The organism is Erwinia psidii, assembly GCF_003846135.1.
GTDB lineage: Bacteria > Pseudomonadota > Gammaproteobacteria > Enterobacterales > Enterobacteriaceae > Erwinia > Erwinia psidii.
Map to the genome: position 1 here is coordinate 64,063 of NZ_RHHM01000009.1, position 21,026 is coordinate 85,088.

A 21,026-nucleotide genomic window follows, 5' to 3' on the forward strand; every position below is an offset into this window, starting at 1 on the left:
ATGCAGGCTTCAGTGGGCCATGCTGTAAGCGCAAACCGACCGCAAAATAAAGAGGTGTCCCGTGGAACAAATTATCGGAATTGATCTGGCAAAGCGAGTTTTCAGGTTCATATCGTTTCTCTACAGGGTGAAAAGAAGGTCAACAAAATGCTTACCCGTGAGAACTTTTATCGCTCAGCCACCATTGTCCAGAATTATTATGGAAGCCTGTGGCAGTGCCAATTACCGGGCAGGGCAGTTCAGTCAATTCGGACATGAAGTTAAACAAATCAGTCCGCAATATGTGGCTCCCTTCAGAGTGGGAAGTGAAAACGATTTAAATAATGCCATCGCTATCGTTGAGGCTGACAGCCGTCCGGGAATGCGTTATGTGCCAAAAAAAGCGTTGAGCAGCAGAATATTCAGTGTCTGCACCGGGTTCGCCAGCGACGGATGAAAAACACAACGTCCCTCATCAACCCGATAAGAGGGGCCTGGAATACGGTATTGCCATCCCGGAAGGCGCACATAACATTATGGTCTGTCTGCCTGATGACCCGGAAGATGCATAAAATGAACTGGCGACATCAGGCCGCCAGCTGTTCCACGAGATGCTACAGGGACTGCATAGCAGTCAGCAGCGGCGGACGTAGGTCTTGCCCATATCAGTCAGCAAAATGAGAATACCGTCAGGCTACAGGGAATACCGGGTATCGGGCCACCGGGGGCATCAGCGCTGACCGTATTACTGGGTGACAGCAGTGATTTTCAACATGGCTGGCACTTTGCCTGTGATCAGGGCTGTTCCTGAAAGAATACAGTGGCGGCGAAAAGACCAAACTTCCGGGAATAACGAAACGCGGGAACAGTGACCTGCGAGGGTTACTTATCCATGGCGCCCGTTCCGTGGTGTGACGCGTCGTAAACCTCCCTGATGAACGTTGTAGCGGCCTGTAACGCTGGCTGAAGGGAATAATCATCCGAAATGGCGTGAATAAAGCGGTTGTGGCGCTGGCGAATAAAAATGTACGAATGACATGGGCGTCAGTGAATCAGAACACAGCGTATATACCGAAGTGACGTACCCTTTATCAGGTAAAGTCAAAGCGTTAATGTACTGACAGACAGAACCGACTCTCTGTGAACCTGGCGTCACAAGCCACGGTGCCAATGAGGCAGAGTACGGATGCTCATCAGCGCACACGAAGCCGGGTATCGGTTTGTGACTGGATTGTCAGGAAAATAGCTGCCCCTGGTTACATCAGGTCGGTGCCCATATAGCTATTTAGCCCATTGGGTAAGCATAACAAAGACGGCCTGTCGACCCGACAAGCTGGTCATTGTCGAAGCGGGTTATCCGTAGGTTATTACCCGTAATGACCCTCCGTTGTTGCATAATATAAGATATCGCTTTTTTATTGTTATTGATGGAACTACATTGGGCAAGCTCCCACTAAGCTATTTAAATAAACGTTTTTACATGAAAAAACATTAATTCATCGGTTAAGAGTGTAAAAAAAAGATTATGGAATATCCACGACTTCCTGAAAAAACGCATCAGGATGAAGTGTGGTTATCTTTAATTTAAAAAATTCTGCCATTAACCTATGTCAGAAAATGGCAATCTGGTTTTATTTCAGAAGCGTCTTTTTCACCGTTGGCAGTGATGAAAACGGTATTCTCCATATGCATGTTCCATTTATTGTGGTCAACCGCGTTTATTTCAGACTGGTATTTTAAAAGCGGATTTCAGCAGAAAATAAGAGAAAATTAACAAGGGGTTGGATAATGGGTAATATTTGCAGTTCGGGTGGTTCCCATCATGTTTACAGTCCGCCTGTCAGTCCGAGGCACAGTGCGTATTCAGCCGGTACATCATCGCCTGTTGGCCATGCCGGGGGACAGCCGCTCACCTCGGTATATCAACTGTCCCACGAGGCGAGAAGTGCGTTTCTTAACAATCATGATCCAATGATTGTATTTGATTTGCATGCAGAGACGCCGCTATACAGAACCACGCATCGTAAGTATGTGAAAGATGGCAGGATTGCCGGAAACCCGGAGTCCTGCGCAAGGATTGCCCTGCATGAAGAATTGCGGAGCAATCCTTATACGCAGCATTACAATTTGCCTGCGGATGATCACAGGGCTTATTTTCCAAAGCAGATACGCGCTTCCGAACTGCCAGATCCTTCATTAAATGTCATGACTGGCCCTATGGGGCGGCAGGCAATCGGTAGCTACGCCGATAATAACCATGTCGCTGTTGAGATGAGGTTGGGTGACTTCCTGGAGAAAGGGGGAAAGGTGTATAGCGATGTATCTGCCGTTGCCAGTGATGAGGAAACTGCCACTGCGCTGATCGTCACCCTGCCCAAAGGAAAAAAAGTGCCGGTGAAGGTGCTGGACGATTAACAGATTATCAGCGGAGGGATAAAACCAGCTTTTGCCGGAACGCTTCAGCGATTGCTTTTTTTGGCCATTTACGCAGACAAAATAGCGGGTTGCGATACGCGTGGCCAAGTCCGATACGGGAAACAGGCTGGCGGCATGGCGTATTTAGCGGGGAAAGAAATGGCCATGATTGCAAATGGTGCGGGTTTTGTACGACATACGTTGCCTGTATTCTACACATAAAAAGCAAAACGGTGCTTCACCTGTTACCGTTACCACACCGCTTGCGACTGCTTATTCTTTCAGTCTTGCCATATACAGCGTGTCCACCAGCTTGCCGTCCCGCATGGCATGGCGGCGCGCAAGGCCTTCACTTGCAAAACCAAAACGCTGATAAAGCCGGATTGCCGGTTGATTATCGGCAAACACCGTCAGCTCGATACGCGTGACGTTCAGCCAGTTGTCACACAGGCCTACCATCTCCTGCATCAGTGCATTTGCCACGCCACGCTGGCGATGGTTGCTGTCGACGCAGATGCCAAAAGAGGCGGTATGGCGGCGGCGGGCGCGACTGTTGACCTCCAGAGCCAGATCGCCCACCACCACGCCATCAATACAGGCGACCAGGCGATGTTTACCGGGCTGCTGATCCGCCAGACGGGTATGGATTAGCGACAGAGATGAGTGGGGGATCTGTAGCGTATCAGCATAGGTTTCCGGCTGGTTAAGGATACGATGCAGGTCGGCAGCATCTTCCGGGGCAGCGTGGCGAATTACGATCTCACTCATCTCTCTCTCCTCAGGGTTAATAATCCTTTTTAATATCAGGGGTTTTTAAAATCTGTTCAAGTTAAAAAAATCACTAACGGCCCTTTACAAGTGCGAATGATAATGATTATTATTGTCACGCTTTTCCGGCATGGACTTCACGGCCTGTCAGGAAAGCGCGACATTGCTCACATTGCTTCCAGTATTATTTAGCCAGCCTGCGTGCTGGCTTTTTTTTGTCCTGCGGCATCACTGCTTGTCGCCACCTGTTCGAATAATTTGAACAGAGAAGACAATTTTCTCCGCTATCATCCCACTTATAACCGGTTCAGACTGGGTAAAAATAGTGAGGAAGATTGAATATGATTTATCTACGTAAAGCAGAACAACGCGGTCATGCTCATCATGGCTGGCTCGACAGCTGGCACACATTCTCCTTCGCCGATTACTACGACGCCAGCTTTATGGGCTTTTCGGCGCTGCGCGTCATTAATGAAGATGTGATCGAGGCGGGGCAGGGGTTCGGCATGCACCCCCATAAGGACATGGAGATCCTGACTTATGTGCTCTCAGGAACGGTTGAGCATCAGGACAGTATGGGCAATAAAGAGCAGATCCAGTCCGGTGAATTCCAGATTATGAGCGCCGGGACCGGGGTGCGTCACTCTGAATATAACGCCAGCCGGGAGTTGCCGCTGCATCTCTATCAGATCTGGATCATCCCTGAAAAAAACGGCCTTACGCCACGCTATGCTCAGCGTCGTTTTGATCAGGTACAGGGTCGCCAGCTGGTGCTCTCCCCGGACGCCCGCGACGGCTCACTTCAGGTGTTCCAGGATATGACATTGTCGCGCTGGGCGCTGAAGCAGGGTGAGGAAGACGCTGTGGCGATTGCGCCCGGCCGCCGGATCTGGATCCAGGTAGTGAAAGGAAATGTCACCGTGAATGACGAGCGGGCATCGCTCAGCGACGCTTTCGCTGTCTGGGATGAAACCGCGCTGGCCGTTGTCGCCGACAGTGACGCGGAGATCCTGCTGTTCGATCTGCCGCCCGTCTGAGCCACCCAATTACCGGGTGTAGTTCGCTGCACCCTTCACCGTTCCCGCGTCCTTTTGTTACACTCCAACCATCCCTTGCTGACTGTCATAAAATAATGAAGAAAAAAAGGCCGGTACTTCAGGATGTAGCCGACCGCGTCGGTGTTACCAAAATGACCGTCAGCCGCTACCTGCGTCATCCCGGCCAGGTTTCTGCTGCCCTGCAAAGCCGTATTGCCGCCGCGCTGGATGAGCTGGGATATATCCCCAACCGGGCGCCCGATATACTGTCAAATGCTACCAGTCGGGCGATTGGTGTTCTGCTGCCGTCACTGACCAATCAGGTGTTTGCTGATGTGCTGCGGGGAATTGAAACCGTCACCGATGCGGCGGGCTACCAGACCATGCTGGGTCATTTTGGCTACAGCGCGGAGAAAGAAGAACGGCAATTACGCTCGCTGCTGGGCTGGAACATTGACGGACTGATCCTGACCGAACGAACTCATACGCCCGGCAGTCTGCGCATGATCGAAACTGCCGGTATTCCGGTGCTGGAGTTGATGGACAGCGTTTCGCCCTGTATTGATCTGGCGGTGGGCTTTGATAATGTCGAGGCGGCCCGCCAGATGACCCACGCAATTTTGCGCAAAGGGCACCGCCACACGGTCTATCTGGGTGCCAGACTGGATGAACGGACGTTACTGAAATACCAGGGCTATGCAACGGCGATGCGCGAAGCCGGACTGGTGCCCCGTAGCGTCATGATGGAAGCGGCGTCGTCATTTTCAATGGGTATCACGCTGCTGCTGGAAGCACAGCGTCGTTATCCTGATACCGACAGCCTGTTCTGTACCAATGATGATCTTGCGGTTGGTGCGATGTTTGAATGCCAGCGCCAGCGGCTACGCATCCCGGAAGATATGGCGATAGCCGGCTTTCATGGACACGATATTACTCAGGTGGTGACACCAACCCTGGCGACGGTACTCACTCCGCGTGAGAAAATGGGCCGTGAAGCCGCCTCACTGTTGCTGGCAAGAATTCGTGGTGAGCAGAGTGGCTCAGCGTGCATCGACGTCGGCTTTGCCGTCTGCGAAGGGCAGAGCATCTGATCCTGCCCGTGTCGTCAGAGCCGGTCGTTTTACCCCTTCGTGCGGTCATTTTCCTGAACGGTCATTTCTTTGAACCGTCTCACAGTTACCAGCTTTTTCCCGGCCAGCTGTTGCCATCGCTGGCAACCCTTCCGACAATGTTACCGATAACATAGTGCTAACATTAAACAGACAGGTCGTTGACCGCCAGGCCGGAGTAACAACATGAAAGCTTCTTCTTCATCTCATCACGTATTTGTTCTGATGGGGGTTTCAGGTAGTGGGAAATCTGCCGTTGCCAGCGCCGTGGCACACCAGCTTCAGGCGGCATTTATTGACGGCGATTTCCTGCATCCCCGCGGCAATATCGAAAAAATGTCCGAAGGTTATCCCCTGAACGACGATGACCGCAAGCCCTGGTTACAGGCGATTAACGACGCAGCGTTCGCCATGCAGCGTACTAATGAGGTGTCGCTGATTGTCTGTTCGGCACTAAAAAAACGCTACCGCGACAGCCTGCGCAAGGGCAATGACAACCTCCATTTTATCTATATGAAAGGGGATTTTGACACCATTGAGTCCCGCCTGCGAAAGCGCAAAGGCCACTTCTTTAAGCCACAGATGCTGGTCACTCAGTTCGAAACGCTGGAAGAACCGGGCAGTGATGAGCCGGATGTGCTGGTGGTGGACATCAACCAGACGTTAAACGAGGTGGTTGCTGCCACCATCACCACCATTGACGGTGTAACCAAAAAATAAGTTGGGTCTATGGCTACTTTAACACTGGTGTTAACGGCGGCGGGGTCGGTTTTACTGTTACTGCTGCTGGTAATGAAAGCGCGTATGCACGCTTTTCTGGCGCTGATATTAGTGTCCGTCGGTGCCGGTCTTTTCTCCGGGATGCCGCTGGATAAAATCGCGGACACCATGCAAAAAGGCATGGGAGGAACGCTGGGCTTTCTTGCCGTGGTTGTCGCGCTGGGAGCCATGTTCGGTAAAATCCTGCACGAAACCGGCGCGGTCGACAGGATTGCAATCAACATGTTGAAAGCCTTTGGTGAGAGCCGGGCGCACTATGCGATGGGAATTGCCGGTCTGATTTGTGCGCTACCGCTGTTTTTTGAAGTGGCGGTGGTGCTGCTTATCAGCATCGCTTTTGCCGTGGCGCGTCGCACCAATGGTAATCTGGTGAAGCTGGTGATCCCACTGTTTGCCGGGGTGGCGGCGTCCGCGGCGTTTCTGCTGCCGGGGCCAGCGCCGATGCTGCTGGCGTCCCAGATGCATGTGGATTTTGGCTGGATGATCCTGCTGGGCCTGTGCGCCGCGATCCCCGGTATGCTGATTGCCGGTCCGCTCTGGGGGAGTTTTATCAGCCGCCACGTTGCGTTCACCCTGCCTGAAGACACCTCGCATCCTGAATTTGAGGAGCACCGGCTGCCCTCGTTTGCTTTCAGTCTGTCACTGATCCTGTTTCCGTTGCTGTTGGTCGGGCTGAAAACGATTGGCGCGCGTTTCACTGAGCAGGGCAGCACACTGTACGAATGGCTGGAGTTTATTGGTCATCCGTTTATTGCCATTTTGCTGGCCTGCCTGCTGGCGATCTACGGTCTGGCATACCGCCAGGGAATGGATAAAGAAAAGGTCATGACAATATGCGGCAGTGCGCTGCAACCGGCGGGTATTATTCTGCTGGTGATTGGCGCGGGCGGTGTGTTCAAGCAGGTGCTGGTGGACTCCGGTGTGGGGCCGGCGCTGGGGAATGCGCTGACCGGTTCCGGTCTGCCGGTGGCCATCTCCTGCTTTGTTCTGGCCGGGGCGGTGCGCATCATTCAGGGATCGGCGACGGTTGCCTGTCTGACTACCGTGGGGCTGATTATGCCGGTAATTGAACCACTACACTATTCCGGTGCGCAGATGGCGGCGCTGTCGATCTGCATTGGTGGCGGATCGATTATTATCAGTCACGTCAACGATGCCGGGTTCTGGCTGTTTGGCCGTTTTACCGGCGCAACGGAAGGGCAGACGCTGAAAACCTGGACCATGATGGAAACCATCCTTGGCACCACCGGCGCGCTTGTGGGGATGGTAGCCTTTGAGTTGCTCTCCTGACCGACATGTCCCGGTGCGGTTGACCGGGACATAAAAAGAAACGAGATGTTTTCCACTCTCGCCCGGCGAGCCTTTCCAGGCGGTGGCACGATCGGGCAACGCCACGTTAAATCAGTCACTCACCACCGTGACCCAGTTGGCATCGCCGCCAGCGGGGGCCTCTCCGACGCGCTTCAGCGCACCGCTTTGTCTGTCAATGGCATAGCTGCCGATGACCGCACTTTTCTCGCCGCTGGCGATCAGCCAGCGGCCGTCGGGGCTGATCGCCATACTACGCGGTTGTTTCTCCACCACCCAGCTGCCTGCCAGTCTCAGCCTGCCATCGCCCGGATTGACCCGATAACCGCTTAGCGTGCTGCTGGTGCGTTCGCTGACGTAGAGAAAACGCCCGTCCGGTGTGATGTGGATATCCGCTGCCCAGATGCGCGGGGTGGTATCACGGTAGTCCGCTGTCCGTTCGCGCCCATGCGCCAGATGATATTGTGTGGCAACGGCGCTGGGCGTTTCTGCCACTTTTATCAGTGCCCCGCTGGCTTCGCGGCGGAATTGGGTGATGATGCCGCCCATTTCGCCCACGTTGTACAGATAGCGGTTATCCGGCGACAGCACCGAATGACGAGGCCCGTTTTCAGCCGTGGTATCGACAAAGCCGTGGCCCAGCGCCGACAGTTTCCCTTCCGGGCTTAGTTTTAGCACCAGCACCCGATCGGTGCCGAGATTAGCGACATAGACCGTTTTTCCACTGGCATCAATGATGGCCGAATGCGCGGCATGGCCGGTTTTATAGTGGCCAACCGGCGGTGCGGTCAGGTTACCGTCCTGTGCCAGACGGTAGACGTCGACCACATCACCGTCGTAGGAGGCCGTGAGCAGAAAACGGCCCTGTTTATCCGTGCTTATCCAGGGGTAGCTGGCGGACGCCGGGATTTCACTGCTTCTTGTCAGATTGCCGGTTTTACTGTCGATATGCCAGCTAACCAGCTTTAGCGGCGTGCCACGCAGCGCCGTGTACAGGGTGTGATTATCGGCGCTCAGTGCCATTGGCATCACTTTGCCACCTGTCACGGTGCGGCCCAGTAACTGCAAGGCACCGGTTTGCTCATCAAGCGTATAGCGCGCGATGGTGCCATCATTGGCTTCGGACACGTAAACAAAGGTTTGCGCCATCAGCGGTGCGCTCAAGGCCAACGCTGCCAGTAACGCAGCTGCACAGCGACGTTTTCTCATGCTTTTCTCCTATCGCAGCAGGGCGGGACGTTTGGCGTCAAAATGCCAGTTATCGATTAAAAACTGCATACCGAGCGCATCATTGCGGTTTTTATCCGGCAGGGAATGATAGAGCGCATGTGCCTGTTCGACACGCGCCATATCCAGCTCAACGCCCAGCCCTGGCCCCTGCGGCAGCTCCAGATAGCCATCGCGGATCTGCGGTGGCTGGCGGGTCAGCTGCTGCCCATCCTGCCAAATCCAGTGGGTATCAAAGGCGGTCTGGCGGTTGCCCGGTGCGGCTGCCCCCAGATGTGCCACCATCGCCAGTGAGATATCGAAATGGTTATTAGAGTGGCACCCGGTGGTCAGTCCCCATTCATTGCACAGCTGTGCCACCACATTCGCATTACGCAGGGTCCAGAAATGTGGGTCGGCCAACGGAATATCGATGGCATTGAGTTGCAGTGCGTGATTCAGCTGCCGCCAGTCATTGGCAATCATGTTGGTGGCGACCGGTATGCCAGTGGCACGGCGGAATTCAGCCAGGGTTTCGCGCCCGGAATAACCCTGCTCCGCTCCGCAGGGATCTTCCAGATAGGGCACTTTACCCGCCAGCCGCTTACCCCAGTGGATTGCGTCGTCCAGTGACCAGCTGGCATTCGGATCGACGGTGACTCTGGCATCCGGGAAGCGTGCCAGCAAGGCTTCCACCGTCTCCACTTCAATTTCACCGGCATGAACGCCGCCTTTCAGCTTGAAGTCACGAAAACCATACTGTTCCACGGCCGCTTCGGCCAGCCGCACGATGGCGTCGCTGTTCATCGCCTTCTCATGGCGCAGATGAAACCACCCCTCCTCTCCCGGTGCCGCGCGGTAATTCATGTTGGTTAACTGGCGGTCCGCGATATAGAACAGATAGCCAAGTACCGGAATGCGATCCCGCTGTTTGCCGCTGGCCAGCAAATCGGCCACCGGCAGATTGAGAAACTTACCCTGCAAGTCCAGCAGTGCGGCTTCAATTGCGGCGGCCGCGTTGTAAAATTTCTCCGGGTTCATCTGTGGAATATGAATGTTGTTGTTGTGCGCCGTCTGCTGAGTCCGCGCTTTGCTGGCGTACAGCTGGCTGAGCGTGGCGTTAAGACGCAACAGCGAACTGCCTTCTGTCAGCGGCCGAAACTGCTCCAGCAGCTGCAACGTTGAGGCATGGCAGGGGGTTTCACCGACGCCGGTCTGCCCGTTGGAATCGGTCAGGATCACCAGAATACGCGTGAAGTGGCAGTTATGGGCACCGCCGATATTCAGCAACATACTGTCATAACCGGCGACCGGCACGATGCGCATGGATTTAATGACTGGACTGTCTGACATGAATTTTCTCCGAATGTCCGAAGGCAGGGGGAGCCGGTTTACGGCGTAGCAACAGCCAGATACCGGTGACGGCAGATACGCTGGTCAGCGCGTAAAGCCCGCCGGTGGTGCTGCCGGTATGCATTTCAAGGTAGCCGAATACCGTCGGAGCGAAGAAGCCGCCCAGGTTGCCAACGGAGTTAATCAGCGCAATCCCCGGCGCCGCGATGGCCGCGGGCAGCTCACTCTGCGGCATTGGCCAGAAGAAGGCCGCGCTGACTTTGGAACCGATACAGGCGACGATCATCGCCAGGAAACCAAACCACGGTGTGCCAGTGGTTGCCATAAATGTGCCGCAGGCGGCAATCAGCATCGCAATGCCAAGCCCTTTTTCCAGGCTATGGCGGTAGCGATCGGTGGTTTTGCCCAACAGGAACAACGCCACGATAGCGCACAGCCAGGGGATGGCGGTGAGCAGGCCGGTCTGGAAACTGTTGAAGCCCTGAATGCGCTGGATGATTTGCGGTAGCCAAAACACCAGCGTATAGCCGGTCATGGTCATGGTAAAAAAGATAAGGCAGTAAAACAGCAGGCGGCGATCTTTGAGTAAACTCCAGCGCCCCTGCACCGCGCTGTGCGCCTCACGGGCGGCCTCTTCCGACGCCAGTTGCTGTGTCAATGCAAGCTGCTCTTGGGCATTGAGCCATGTTGCGCCTTCCGGTCTGGAGACCAGCACCAGCGCCGCCAGCAGGCCAATCAGGATGGAACCGCCGCCTTCGAGGAACATCACCCATTTCCAGCCTGCCATTCCGCCAACATCATGCAGCATCAGGATTGCGCCAGTTAGTGGCCCGGAGAACAGAAACGCGCTGGCAGTGGCGCTCAGTACCATCGCCGTGGCACGTCCTCGCCATGCATTGGGCACCCACTGACGAAAATAGAACAGTACGCCGGGGAAGAAGCCCGCTTCCGCCACGCCAAGCAGAAAGCGCAGCAGATAAAACTGGCGCGGTGTGCTGACAAATCCGGTCAGCACCACCACTATCCCCCAGGTGATCATGATGCGTGTCAGCCAGACGCGCGCGCCAAATTTCTTCAGCATCATATTGCTGGGGACTTCAAACAGCGCATAGCCGATAAAGAACAGTCCTGCCCCCAGGCCGAAGGCGGCGGCGCTGATACCCGCATCGGCTTGCAGCTCTGCTTTCACAAAGCCGATGTTGGCGCGATCAATCTGATTAACAATCAGCATTAGCGCCAGCATCGGGATGATGCGACGGAAGAACTTAGCGACAGCGGCGGCGATATGCGCCTCGTGATCGACTGATAATTCAGAGGATTGTTGAGCCATCATGCGTTACCTGTTGGGTTGTGAGCAACGTTTCAGATATACGCACTGGCCTGCGGTACTGCTATGTGTGATTGCCAGAGAGTGATTGGGCAATATTACAAAGATTTAACAAATTCAGCGCATTAACGTGATTTATTAGTAAAAAGTTTACGCCAGAAATGTGCGCTGGGTGCGATTGTCACAATATGCCAGGCGGCACGGTGGCGATCTTTTCCTCCGGGATAAGCGAGGCGTTCCCTGTCTCTGCGGCGTTATGCGGGGCAAAAAACGGCCACGTGGACCGTTTTTGCCGGGTGATATGTGGATTAGATTTTGAGATAGGTTCTGATGCCGTCGAGGAACATCTGCGTCGCCAGCATGATCAGAATTAATCCCATCAGGCGTTCCAGAGCATTGACCCCTTTTTCTCCCAGCAGACGCAGGAACAGCCCGGAGAGCAGTAGTACCACCACCGTTGTCCCCCAGGCAATCAGCAGTGCGCCAACCAGATACGACATCTGATCGGGGTACTGATGCGAAAGCAGCATCAGCGTGGCCAGTAACGATGGTCCGGCAACCAGTGGAATGGCCAGCGGCACCAGAAAGGGTTCCTCGCCGGCAGAGAGACCGCTGCTGCTGTTTTCATGAGAGGGGAAAATCATTTTTATGGCGATCAGAAACAGAATCAGACCGCCGGAGATAGACACTGTTTCGGTGCGCAGATTGAGGAAAGCAAGAATTTTTTCACCGGCGAACAGGAACAGCAGCATAATCACCAGTGCAATCAGCATCTCGCGAATAAGCACCATCCGGCGACGTTTCGGCTCCAGATGCTTCAAAACCGACATAAAAATCGGCAAATTGCCCAGCGGATCCATAATCAACAACAATAATATTGTTGCGGAGATCATTTCAGTCATGGTTATTTTTCTCTTATTTGTTCGCTTAACTGCACGTTATAAGCAGCTCTGCTGAAAAATCATCGCTAATCGATTTAATTCACTTGCCACTTTCCCAGCATTTTGTAAGGTATAGCCTTCATATTTCAAGTTGCAGGTATGTTGGCGACACTCATTCATCCGAATCACTTACCTGGTAAGTTCATCGGGATCCCTTCGATTGCCGCCTTCCTGCAACCAGAAATATTTGGGCATATTCACCCTATTTCATTCTTATGACGTTCATTTTAACAGGCCAGGCGTCACTGTCGCAGTCAGTTTGCTTTTCACCCGCGCATTTTCATATCCGTGAGACCTGCGAACACTGCCAGAAAGTAACATGGCCACAAAACCAGTCTGGAGCAGGTACAACATGAAAACAGTAGGGCTTATTGGTTGGCGCGGCATGGTTGGCTCCGTGCTGATGCAGCGTATGGTGGAAGAGCGTGACTTTGACGCTGTCCGCCCGGTTTTTTTCTCCACGTCTCAGCACGGACAGGCCGCACCGTCCTTCGCCGGTCAGTCCGCTGGCGTGTTGCAGGATGCCTTTAATCTGGAGGCCCTGAAAGCCCTGGATATTATCATCACCTGCCAGGGCGGCGATTATACCACTGATATTTACCCGAAACTGCGTGCGGCAGGCTGGCAGGGATACTGGATCGATGCGGCGTCCACGCTGCGGATGAAAGAGGATGCGCTGATTATTCTCGATCCGGTTAACCACCACGTGATCCGCGAGGGACTGGATCGGGGAATTAAAACCTTCGCTGGCGGTAACTGTACCGTCAGCCTGATGCTGATGTCGCTGGGCGGCCTGTTTGCCAATAACCTTGTCGAGTGGGCGTCTGTCGCTACCTATCAGGCGGCTTCCGGCGGCGGTGCCCGTCATATGCGTGAGCTGCTCAGCCAGATGGGCATGTTACATGATCATGTGGCGAAAGAGCTGCAGAACCCGGCATCTGCCATCCTTGATATTGAGCGTAAAGTCACTGAGATGAGCCGCAGCGGCGTTTTACCCACCGATAATTTTGGTGTCCCGCTGGCAGGCAGTTTGATCCCGTGGATCGACAAACAGCTGGAAAACGGTCAGAGCCGCGAAGAGTGGAAAGGGCAGGCGGAAACCAACAAAATTCTGCAACCGGCGGCCACTATTCCGGTGGACGGTTTGTGTGTGCGGGTGGGTGCGCTACGCTGCCACAGCCAGGCGTTCACGCTGAAGCTGAAAAAAGACGTGCCGCTGGGTGAGATTGAACAGCTGCTGGCGGCCCACAATGACTGGGTGAAGGTGGTACCGAACGATCGTGATCTGACGATGCGTGAGCTGACGCCAGCGGCGGTAACCGGCACGCTGAAAACCCCGGTAGGTCGCCTGCGCAAACTGAATATGGGACCGGAATACCTCTCAGCCTTTACCGTGGGCGATCAGCTGTTGTGGGGCGCGGCTGAACCGTTGCGCCGGATGCTGCGACTGCTGGTGGACTGAGACGGCAGCCAACCATGCTGAAGCAGTGCTTTTGTTGCTTCAGCATCGGGGGAGAAGGGAAAGGGCAAAACGCCGCGAGCGCGCTATTTGTACAATAATTCCTTTCTCTCTTTTCGTTATATTTTCTTTTTTTTCTGCCTGTAGTGCGCTCCCGCCTTATTTCCTGTTATTTCTCTCTGATAACAAAATATTTTCATCATTAAACGTTATTTTTCACCATTCTGTGCAGGCTTTATTGCCGCCCTGGCTATGCTTGAAACTGTACGTTTTTTTGGCTCAATGAAGAGCAGTTCATTCCTCGCCATTCCGGCCTGAGCGAATCGCCTGCCAACCATCATGGGAAGACAGACATGTCAGAGCTTACCGATCGCCGGGTGATTGATGCCTTAATTTCCGGTTATTTTGCAGATCCTTTCTCACTTCTTGGCATGCATCAGACTGGAAGCGGTCTGGAAGTACGGGCACTGTTGCCTGATGCGACGGAAGTCTGGGTCATTGAAACCCAGACCGGGCGCAAATGTGTGCGGCTTGAATGCATCGATTCGCGCGGTTTTTTTCACGGTGTGGTGCCACGTCGTAAAAAAATGTTTCGCTACCAGCTGGCGGTCACCTGGCACGGTCAGCAAAATCTGATTGACGATGCTTACCGCTTTGGCCCGCTGCTGGAGGAAATGGACAGCTGGCTGCTGGCGGAAGGAACACACCAGCGGCCCTGGGAAACCATGGGAGCACACGCGGATGTCATTGATGGCGTCATTGGCACCCGGTTTGCGGTGTGGGCGCCCAATGCCCGTCGGGTATCGGTGGTGGGTGACTTTAATTTCTGGGATGGCCGTCGCCATCCGATGCGTTTTCGCCAGGAAATTGGCGTCTGGGAACTGTTTGTGCCTGCGGCAGTGCAGGGGCAGCTGTACAAATTCGAGATCATTGATGCCCACGGCCAGCTCCGGCTGAAGTCCGACCCTTACGCCTTTGAAGCGCAAATGCGCCCTGAGAGCGCGTCGATGATTTGCGGCCTGCCGCCAAAAACACCGATGTCTGAACAGCGTCAGCGCGCCAATGATTTCGATGCCCCCATTTCCATTTATGAGGTACATCTGGGATCCTGGCGACGTCACACCGATAACAATTTCTGGCTCAGTTACAAAGAGCTGGCAGAACAGCTGGTGCCCTATGCCAAAGAGATGGGCTTCACCCATCTGGAGCTGATGCCGATTAATGAACATCCTTTTGATGGCAGCTGGGGCTACCAGCCGACCGGGATGTACGCGCCAACCCGGCGCTTTGGCACCCGCGATGAGTTTCGCAATTTTATCGCCGTGGCGCATCAGGCCGGACTGAACGTGTTGCTGGACTGGGTGCCGGGGCATTTCCCGGCTGATGACTTTGGCCTCGCCAGGTTTGACGGCACGGAACTCTATGAGCACGGTGACCCGCGCGAAGGCTATCACCAGGACTGGAACACGCTGATTTATAACTTTGGCCGTCGTGAAGTGAGCAATTATCTGGCAGGCAACGCGCTCTACTGGATCGAGCGTTTTGGCATTGACGGTCTGCGGGTGGACGCGGTGGCATCGATGATCCACCGCGATTACAGCCGTAAAGAGGGAGAGTGGATCCCCAATCATTTCGGTGGCAGAGAGAATCTCGAAGCCATCTCTTTTCTGCGTTACACCAATCGGGTACTGGGGCATATGGCGCCGGGTTCGGTGACGATTGCGGAAGAGTCAACCGATTTCCCCGGCGTCTCGCGGCCGCCAGAGGGCGGCGGGCTGGGGTTCTGGTACAAATGGGATCTGGGCTGGATGCACGACACGCTGGATTATATGAAGCTGGACCCGGTGTATCGCAAGCACCATCACAACAAACTCACCTTCGGTATGTTGTACAACGCAACGGAGAATTTCGTCCTGCCCCTGTCCCATGACGAAGTGGTACACGGCAAACGTTCGATTCTTGATCGTATGCCGGGCGATGCCTGGCAGAAGTTTGCCAATCTGCGTGCCTATTACGGCTGGATGTTCGGTTTCCCCGGTAAAAAGCTGCTGTTTATGGGTAATGAGTTCGCGCAGGGTAAAGAGTGGAATCATGATATCAGCCTGGACTGGCATTTGCTGGAAGGGGATGACAACTGGCACCACGGCGTGCAGCGTCTGGTACGCGATCTCAACCACACCTATCGCCAACATGCACCGCTCTGGCAGCTGGACTTTGAGCCATCAGGATTCGAATGGCTGGTGGTGGACGATTTTGATAACTCTGTCTTTGTCTTTGTCCGCCGCGACAGGGAAGGTAATGAAGTGATTGTCGCCAGCAATTTTACCCCGGTTCCGCGCCATGATTATCGCTTTGGCGTCAGCCAGCCTGGCTGCTGGCGGGAAGTGCTGAACACCGATTCCGGCCATTATCACGGCAGTAATAGTGGAAACCAGGGCACGCTCCATACCGAGGCGGCACCCAGCCATAACCGTGAATACTCCCTTACGATGACCCTGCCGCCGCTGTCCACGGTTTGGCTGCTCAGGGAGGTAAAATGAGTAAAATCCAGACGGGGCAGGCTTCTCCGGCCGGGGCTTTTTATGATGGTCACGGCGTTAACTTCACCCTGTTTTCTCCTCATGCCGATCGGGTGGAGCTGTGCCTGTTTGATGCGCAGGGTGAGGAGCGTCGCATGGATTTGCCTGCCTGCACTGAGGGCGTCTGGCATGGCTGGCTGGCGGCGATAAAACCGGGGCAGCGCTATGGTTACCGGGTACACGGCCCGTGGCAGCCTCATGATGGACACCGTTTTAATCCCGCTAAGTTGCTGGTGGACCCATGCGCCAGAGCGGTGGAGGGTGAAGTCACCGACGATCCGCGTTTTCAGTGTGGCGAAACGGAACCGGATACCTCAGACAGTGGGCCGGTGGCACCCAGGAGCGTGGTGCTGGCAGATGATTTTGACTGGGAAGATGACCAGCCGCCGTGCGTGCCCTGGGGCCAGACGGTGATTTATGAAGCCCATGTGCGTGGGCTGACCCAACGCCATCCCGATATCCCGCCAGCGATCCGGGGAACCTACGCCGCGCTGGGTCATCCGGTGATGATTAATTACTTTAAACGTCTTGGGATCACCAGTCTGGAGTTGCTGCCGGTGGCCTGTTTCGCACACGAGCCGCGTTTGCTGCGTCTGGGACTGACCAATTACTGGGGATATAACCCACTTGCCCCCTATGCGCTGCATAACCGCTATGCTTCTGGTATCGGCGGGACATCTGCCCGCGCCGAGTTTCAGCAGGCGGTAAAAGCGCTGCATAAGGCGGGGATTGAGGTGATCCTCGATGTGGTGTTCAACCATTCCGCTGAGCTTGAGGAAACCGGCCCGACGCTTATGAATCGCGGTGTGGATAATAAAAGTTACTACTGGCTCAGCCAGCACGGCGGCTATGAAAACTGGACCGGCTGCGGCAATACCCTGAACCTGAGCAATCCGGTGGCGATGCGCTGGACGCTGGACTGCCTGCGTTACTGGGTGGAGACATGCCACGTCGATGGCTTCCGTTTCGATCTGGCCACCGTGCTTGGCCGTGCGCCGGAATACTACCGCGATTCGGCGCTTTTTCAGGCCATTGAGGCCGACCCGCTGCTGTCACACTGCAAAATGATTGCCGAGCCGTGGGATATTGGTCCGGGTGGTTATCAGGTGGGCAACTTTCCGGCACGTTTTGCTGAATGGAATGACCAGTTCCGCGATGTGATGCGGCGCTACTGGCTGCATGGCGACATGGCCAACGGTGAATTTGCCCGCTGCTTCGCCGCCACCAGCGATGTGTTTCAACAGCAGGGGCGCTTACCCTCTGCCAGTATTAACCTGATCACTGCCCATGACGGTTTTACCCTGCGTGATCTGGTCAGCTTTAATCACAAACACAACGAAGCCAACGGTGAAGATAACCGCGATGGCCACAACAGTAATTTCAGTCATAACCACGGTGTGGAGGGCCTGAATGCACCGCTGTTGGTGACCGAGCATCGCCGCCGCAGCGTCCATGCGCTGCTGACCACTTTGCTGCTGGCGCAAGGGACGCCAATGCTGCTGGCAGGTGATGAACATGGTCACAGTCAGCACGGCAATAACAACGCCTATTGTCAGGATAACGAGCTGACCTGGCTGGACTGGCAGCACAACGACAGCGGGCTGTTTGCCTTTACGGCCGCGCTAATTGCGTTGCGCAAGACCATCCCGGCATTAACGGCAGACCGCTGGTGGCAGGAGGGCGATGGCAATGTTGAATGGCTCGATCAGGCGGGCCAGGCGTTGGATCATGCCGCGTGGCAGCATGGCGTCCGACGCTTACAAATCCGCCTCTCACAGCACTGGCTTATCGCGATAAATGCCACTGAAGACGTCAGCGATTTGACCTTACCCCCCGGCGACTGGCATGCCATTCCGCCTTTTGCCGGGGACGATAACCCGATTTTAGTCACTGTCTGGCACGGACCCGCTCACGGTGTGTGTGTGTTCCGCCAACAATAATAACGGGGGCAGGTATGGCTTTGGATAAAAACGATTCTCTGATGCTGGCAAGACAATTGCCGACGCAAACGGTCGCCCTGATTCTGGCGGGGGGGCGCGGTACGCGACTGAAAGATTTAACGGCGAAGCGTGCCAAACCGGCGGTGCACTTTGGCGGTAAATTTCGCATTATCGACTTTGCCCTGTCGAACTGTCTTAATTCCGGTATCCGGCGGATCGCGGTGATCACACAGTATCAGTCGCATACGCTGGTGCAGCATATCCAGCGCGGCTGGTCCTTTCTTAACGAAGAGATGAACGAGTTTGTTGACCTGCTGCCCGCGCAGCAGCGCCTCTCCACCGAACACTGGTATCGCGGCACGGCGGACGCGGTGACGCAAAACCTCGATATCATTCAGCGCTACCGCGCGAAGTACATCGTGATCCTCGCAGGGGATCATATCTACAAGATGGACTATTCGCGGATGCTGCTGGATCACGTAGAAAACGACGCGAAGTGTACCATTGCCTGTCTGCCGGTGCCGCTGGCCGAAGCCAGCGGCTTTGGCGTGATGGCGGTGAATGCGCATAACAGGGTAGTCGATTTCCTCGAAAAGCCTGCCAATCCGCCCTCTATGCCGGGCGATGAAAGCCAGGCACTGGCGAGCATGGGAATTTACGTATTTGACGCTGCGTACCTTTACCAGCTGTTGGAAGAGGATCTTGCCGACCTGCAATCGAAGCACGATTTTGGTCAGGACATTCTGCCGAGGGTGGTCGCGAGGGGGGAAGCGCTGGCGCATTCGTTCAGCGATTCCTGCGTGCAGAGTGACAGCACATCCTCCCCCTACTGGCGGGATGTGGGGACGCTGGAAGCTTACTGGAAAGCCAATCTTGACCTGGCGTCGGTCACGCCGGAGCTGGATATGTATGACCGTGACTGGCCGATACGCACGCATATGGAGCCGCTGCCACCGGCGAAATTTGTGCAGGATCGATCGGGGAGTCATGGCATGACGATGAACTCGCTGGTGTCGGGAGGCTGCATTATTTCCGGCTCGGTGGTGGTGAACTCAGTGCTCTTTTCACGCGTTCGGGTTAACTCCTTTTGCAATATCGACTCCTCCGTTCTCTCGCCGGATGTGGTGGTGGGGCGTTCCTGTCGGCTACACCGCTGCGTGATCGACCGGGCCTGTGAACTGCCGGAAGGGACGGTGATTGGAGAAAACCCGGAAGATGATGCGCGCCGGTTTTACCGATCGGAGGAGGGGATTGTGCTGGTCACGCGCACCATGCTGGCAAAGCTGGGTTGGCGAAACTAACGGCGTACCGGGAAACACGGTTGGACAGAAGCACAAGAGTTTGATGCGTGGGAACGTGTCAGAACGTAAAAAAGGGGCCGATAATGCAGGTGTTACATGTCTGTTCAGAGATTTTCCCGCTGCTAAAAACCGGCGGGCTAGCTGATGTTGTTGGAGCATTACCGGCTGCACAGATTGCAGAAGGTGTGGATACCAGAGTGCTGATCCCGGCGTTTCCCGATCTGAAAAAAGGGATACCCGATATTCAGGTGGTGGCGCGCCTGCAAACGTTCGCCGGTTATGTTGAGCTGCACTATGGCCAGTACGGCGGGGTGGGGATTTACCTGATTGAGGCACCGGGACTCTATGATCGTCCAGGTAGTCCGTACCATGATGAGTCACAGTTCGCCTATACCGATAACTATCTGCGCTTTGCGCTACTGGGCTGGATGGGCTGTGAAATCGCCTGTGGCCTGGACACATACTGGCGACCGGAAGTGGTCCATGCGCATGACTGGCACGCCGGGCTGACCTGTGCCTATCTGGCGGCCAGAGGCCGTCCGGCTAAATCGGTGTTTACCGTACACAATCTGGCGTATCAGGGACTGTTCTCTGCCCATCATATGGAGCAAATCCAGCTGCCCTGGTCGTTTTTTACCATGTACGGCCTGGAGTTCTACGACCAGATATCCTACCTGAAAGCCGGCCTGTATTATGCCGATCACATTACGGCGGTCAGCCCGACCTATGCCCGTGAGATTACCCTGCCAGAATTTGGCTATGGCATGGAGGATCTGCTGCGGCAGCGACAGCTGGAAGGGCGGCTTACCGGCATCCTTAACGGCGTCGACCCGGCCATCTGGGACCCGGCGCATGACCTGCTGCTGACGTCGCGCTACAACCGCGACGTTCTGGAAGCGAAGCAGGATAACAAACGCCAGCTGCAAATCGCTATGGGCCTGAAAATTGATGAGAAGGTACCGGTGTTTGCGGTCGTCAGCCGACTGACCCGTCAGAAAGGGCTGGATCTGGTGTTGGAAGCGCTGCCCGGCCTGCTGGAACAGGGCGGACAGCTGGTACTGCTTGGTGCCGGAGATGCGGTATTACAACAGGGATTTCTCGCTGCGGCAGCCGAATATCCGGGCCAGGTAGGGGTGCAAATTGGTTATCACGAAGCATTCTCCCACCGCATTATGGGTGGTGCGGATGTGATTATGGTTCCCAGCCGTTTTGAGCCGTGCGGACTGACACAGCTGTACGGCCTGAAATACGGCACGCTTCCTCTGGTACGCCGAACCGGCGGACTGGCTGATACCGTCAGCGACAGCTCGCTGGAAAATCTGGCAGACGGTATTGCCAGTGGTTTTGTGTTTGAGGACAGCAACGCCTGGTCACTGCTACGTGCCATCCGTCGTACCTTTGTTCTGTGGTCCCGTCCGACATTGTGGCGCTATGTCCAGCGTCAGGCAATGGGGATGGATTTTAGCTGGCAGGTGGCCGCAGTGGCTTACCGCGATCTCTATCAACGTCTGTTGTAATCAGGAA

The 21,026-nt window shown here is 55.1% G+C and carries 17 protein-coding genes; 12 read left to right on the forward strand and 5 right to left on the reverse strand.

Annotation, left to right across the window (positions count from 1 at the left end; translation table 11 throughout):
* Positions 1 to 157: 157 nt before the first annotated feature.
* The 3 genes from EB241_RS21505 to EB241_RS12590 all read left to right on the forward strand — a co-directional run bounded on the left by EB241_RS21505 (position 158) and on the right by EB241_RS12590 (position 2,394).
* Positions 158 to 436, forward strand: a complete 279-nt coding sequence (locus EB241_RS21505) for a hypothetical protein (protein WP_233592602.1) — start codon at positions 158 to 160, stop codon at positions 434 to 436.
* A 392-nt stretch (positions 437 to 828) separates the two neighbouring features.
* On the forward strand, positions 829 to 894 hold the full coding sequence (locus EB241_RS21510; protein WP_233592605.1) for a hypothetical protein: 66 nt from the start codon (positions 829 to 831) through the stop codon (positions 892 to 894).
* Between the two features lie 873 nt (positions 895 to 1,767).
* Positions 1,768 to 2,394, forward strand: a complete 627-nt coding sequence (locus tag EB241_RS12590) for an AvrPphF family type III effector (RefSeq protein WP_124233518.1) — start codon at positions 1,768 to 1,770, stop codon at positions 2,392 to 2,394.
* Positions 2,395 to 2,667: 273 nt separating this feature from the next.
* Here the strand turns inward: EB241_RS12590 and EB241_RS12595 are convergent, their stop codons facing one another.
* Positions 2,668 to 3,162: a GNAT family N-acetyltransferase gene (locus tag EB241_RS12595; RefSeq protein ID WP_124233519.1), complete on the reverse strand. Its 495-nt coding sequence runs from the start codon at positions 3,160 to 3,162 to the stop codon at positions 2,668 to 2,670.
* Positions 3,163 to 3,503: 341 nt separating this feature from the next.
* Between EB241_RS12595 and EB241_RS12600 the strand changes: the two genes are divergently transcribed.
* The 4 genes from EB241_RS12600 (at position 3,504) to gntU (ending at position 7,378) form a co-directional block, all read left to right on the forward strand.
* Positions 3,504 to 4,199 carry a pirin family protein gene (locus tag EB241_RS12600; protein WP_124233520.1) on the forward strand — a complete coding sequence of 232 codons (696 nt, stop codon included), beginning with the start codon at positions 3,504 to 3,506 and terminating at the stop codon, positions 4,197 to 4,199.
* A gap of 95 nt (positions 4,200 to 4,294) precedes the next feature.
* Positions 4,295 to 5,290: a gluconate operon transcriptional repressor GntR gene (gene gntR, locus EB241_RS12605; protein WP_124233521.1), complete on the forward strand. Its 996-nt coding sequence runs from the start codon at positions 4,295 to 4,297 to the stop codon at positions 5,288 to 5,290.
* A gap of 204 nt (positions 5,291 to 5,494) precedes the next feature.
* Positions 5,495 to 6,028: a gluconokinase gene (gntK, locus tag EB241_RS12610; RefSeq protein ID WP_124233522.1), complete on the forward strand. Its 534-nt coding sequence runs from the start codon at positions 5,495 to 5,497 to the stop codon at positions 6,026 to 6,028.
* A gap of 9 nt (positions 6,029 to 6,037) precedes the next feature.
* Positions 6,038 to 7,378 carry a gluconate transporter gene (gene gntU, locus EB241_RS12615; RefSeq protein WP_124233523.1) on the forward strand — a complete coding sequence of 447 codons (1,341 nt, stop codon included), beginning with the start codon at positions 6,038 to 6,040 and terminating at the stop codon, positions 7,376 to 7,378.
* 111 nt (positions 7,379 to 7,489) lie between these two features.
* Here the strand turns inward: gntU and EB241_RS12620 are convergent, their stop codons facing one another.
* From EB241_RS12620 to EB241_RS12635, 4 genes are all read right to left on the reverse strand, one after another.
* Positions 7,490 to 8,605 (reverse strand): lactonase family protein, encoded by a 1,116-nt coding sequence (locus EB241_RS12620; RefSeq protein ID WP_124233524.1) that lies wholly within the window; start codon positions 8,603 to 8,605, stop codon positions 7,490 to 7,492.
* 9 nt (positions 8,606 to 8,614) lie between these two features.
* A complete protein-coding gene (locus EB241_RS12625; protein WP_124233525.1) occupies positions 8,615 to 9,955 on the reverse strand; it encodes an enolase C-terminal domain-like protein in 1,341 nt (446 codons plus the stop codon).
* On the reverse strand, positions 9,933 to 11,285 hold the full coding sequence (locus EB241_RS12630; protein ID WP_124233620.1) for an MFS transporter: 1,353 nt from the start codon (positions 11,283 to 11,285) through the stop codon (positions 9,933 to 9,935). The genes EB241_RS12625 and EB241_RS12630 overlap by 23 nt, the downstream gene beginning before the upstream one ends.
* 305 nt (positions 11,286 to 11,590) lie before the next feature.
* Complete coding sequence (locus EB241_RS12635; protein WP_124233526.1) at positions 11,591 to 12,184, reverse strand: YhgN family NAAT transporter; 594 nt, start codon at positions 12,182 to 12,184, stop codon at positions 11,591 to 11,593.
* 391 nt (positions 12,185 to 12,575) lie between these two features.
* On the opposite strand from EB241_RS12635, the gene asd reads away from it, so the two are divergent.
* The 5 genes from asd to glgA all read left to right on the forward strand — a co-directional run bounded on the left by asd (position 12,576) and on the right by glgA (position 21,019).
* Complete coding sequence (gene asd / locus EB241_RS12640) at positions 12,576 to 13,685, forward strand: aspartate-semialdehyde dehydrogenase (RefSeq protein WP_124233621.1); 1,110 nt, start codon at positions 12,576 to 12,578, stop codon at positions 13,683 to 13,685.
* A 350-nt stretch (positions 13,686 to 14,035) separates the two neighbouring features.
* Positions 14,036 to 16,222 carry a 1,4-alpha-glucan branching enzyme gene (glgB, locus tag EB241_RS12645; protein ID WP_124233527.1) on the forward strand — a complete coding sequence of 729 codons (2,187 nt, stop codon included), beginning with the start codon at positions 14,036 to 14,038 and terminating at the stop codon, positions 16,220 to 16,222.
* Complete coding sequence (glgX, locus tag EB241_RS12650) at positions 16,219 to 18,201, forward strand: glycogen debranching protein GlgX (protein WP_124233528.1); 1,983 nt, start codon at positions 16,219 to 16,221, stop codon at positions 18,199 to 18,201. The genes glgB and glgX overlap by 4 nt, the downstream gene beginning before the upstream one ends.
* Before the next feature lie 14 nt (positions 18,202 to 18,215).
* Complete coding sequence (gene glgC / locus EB241_RS12655) at positions 18,216 to 19,502, forward strand: glucose-1-phosphate adenylyltransferase (protein ID WP_124233529.1); 1,287 nt, start codon at positions 18,216 to 18,218, stop codon at positions 19,500 to 19,502.
* Between the two features lie 83 nt (positions 19,503 to 19,585).
* Entirely contained in the window at positions 19,586 to 21,019 is a 1,434-nt protein-coding gene (gene glgA, locus EB241_RS12660; protein ID WP_124233530.1) for a glycogen synthase GlgA, read from the forward strand.
* The last annotated feature ends 7 nt before the right edge of the window (positions 21,020 to 21,026 follow it).

What these genes read in the sequence shown, in the direction of transcription:
- EB241_RS12590 (WP_124233518.1), top strand. Translation starts at nt 1,768, where the DNA reads ATGGGTAATATTTGCAGTTCGGGTGGTTCCCATCATGTTTACAGTCCG.
- EB241_RS12595 (WP_124233519.1), bottom strand. Translation starts at nt 3,162, where the DNA reads ATGAGTGAGATCGTAATTCGCCACGCTGCCCCGGAAGATGCTGCCGAC.
- EB241_RS12600 (WP_124233520.1), top strand. Translation starts at nt 3,504, where the DNA reads ATGATTTATCTACGTAAAGCAGAACAACGCGGTCATGCTCATCATGGC.
- gntR (WP_124233521.1), top strand. Translation starts at nt 4,295, where the DNA reads ATGAAGAAAAAAAGGCCGGTACTTCAGGATGTAGCCGACCGCGTCGGT.
- gntK (WP_124233522.1), top strand. Translation starts at nt 5,495, where the DNA reads ATGAAAGCTTCTTCTTCATCTCATCACGTATTTGTTCTGATGGGGGTT.
- gntU (WP_124233523.1), top strand. Translation starts at nt 6,038, where the DNA reads ATGGCTACTTTAACACTGGTGTTAACGGCGGCGGGGTCGGTTTTACTG.
- EB241_RS12620 (WP_124233524.1), bottom strand. Translation starts at nt 8,605, where the DNA reads ATGAGAAAACGTCGCTGTGCAGCTGCGTTACTGGCAGCGTTGGCCTTG.
- EB241_RS12625 (WP_124233525.1), bottom strand. Translation starts at nt 9,955, where the DNA reads ATGTCAGACAGTCCAGTCATTAAATCCATGCGCATCGTGCCGGTCGCC.
- EB241_RS12630 (WP_124233620.1), bottom strand. Translation starts at nt 11,285, where the DNA reads ATGGCTCAACAATCCTCTGAATTATCAGTCGATCACGAGGCGCATATC.
- EB241_RS12635 (WP_124233526.1), bottom strand. Translation starts at nt 12,184, where the DNA reads ATGACTGAAATGATCTCCGCAACAATATTATTGTTGTTGATTATGGAT.
- asd (WP_124233621.1), top strand. Translation starts at nt 12,576, where the DNA reads ATGAAAACAGTAGGGCTTATTGGTTGGCGCGGCATGGTTGGCTCCGTG.
- glgB (WP_124233527.1), top strand. Translation starts at nt 14,036, where the DNA reads ATGTCAGAGCTTACCGATCGCCGGGTGATTGATGCCTTAATTTCCGGT.
- glgX (WP_124233528.1), top strand. Translation starts at nt 16,219, where the DNA reads ATGAGTAAAATCCAGACGGGGCAGGCTTCTCCGGCCGGGGCTTTTTAT.
- glgC (WP_124233529.1), top strand. Translation starts at nt 18,216, where the DNA reads ATGGCTTTGGATAAAAACGATTCTCTGATGCTGGCAAGACAATTGCCG.
- glgA (WP_124233530.1), top strand. Translation starts at nt 19,586, where the DNA reads ATGCAGGTGTTACATGTCTGTTCAGAGATTTTCCCGCTGCTAAAAACC.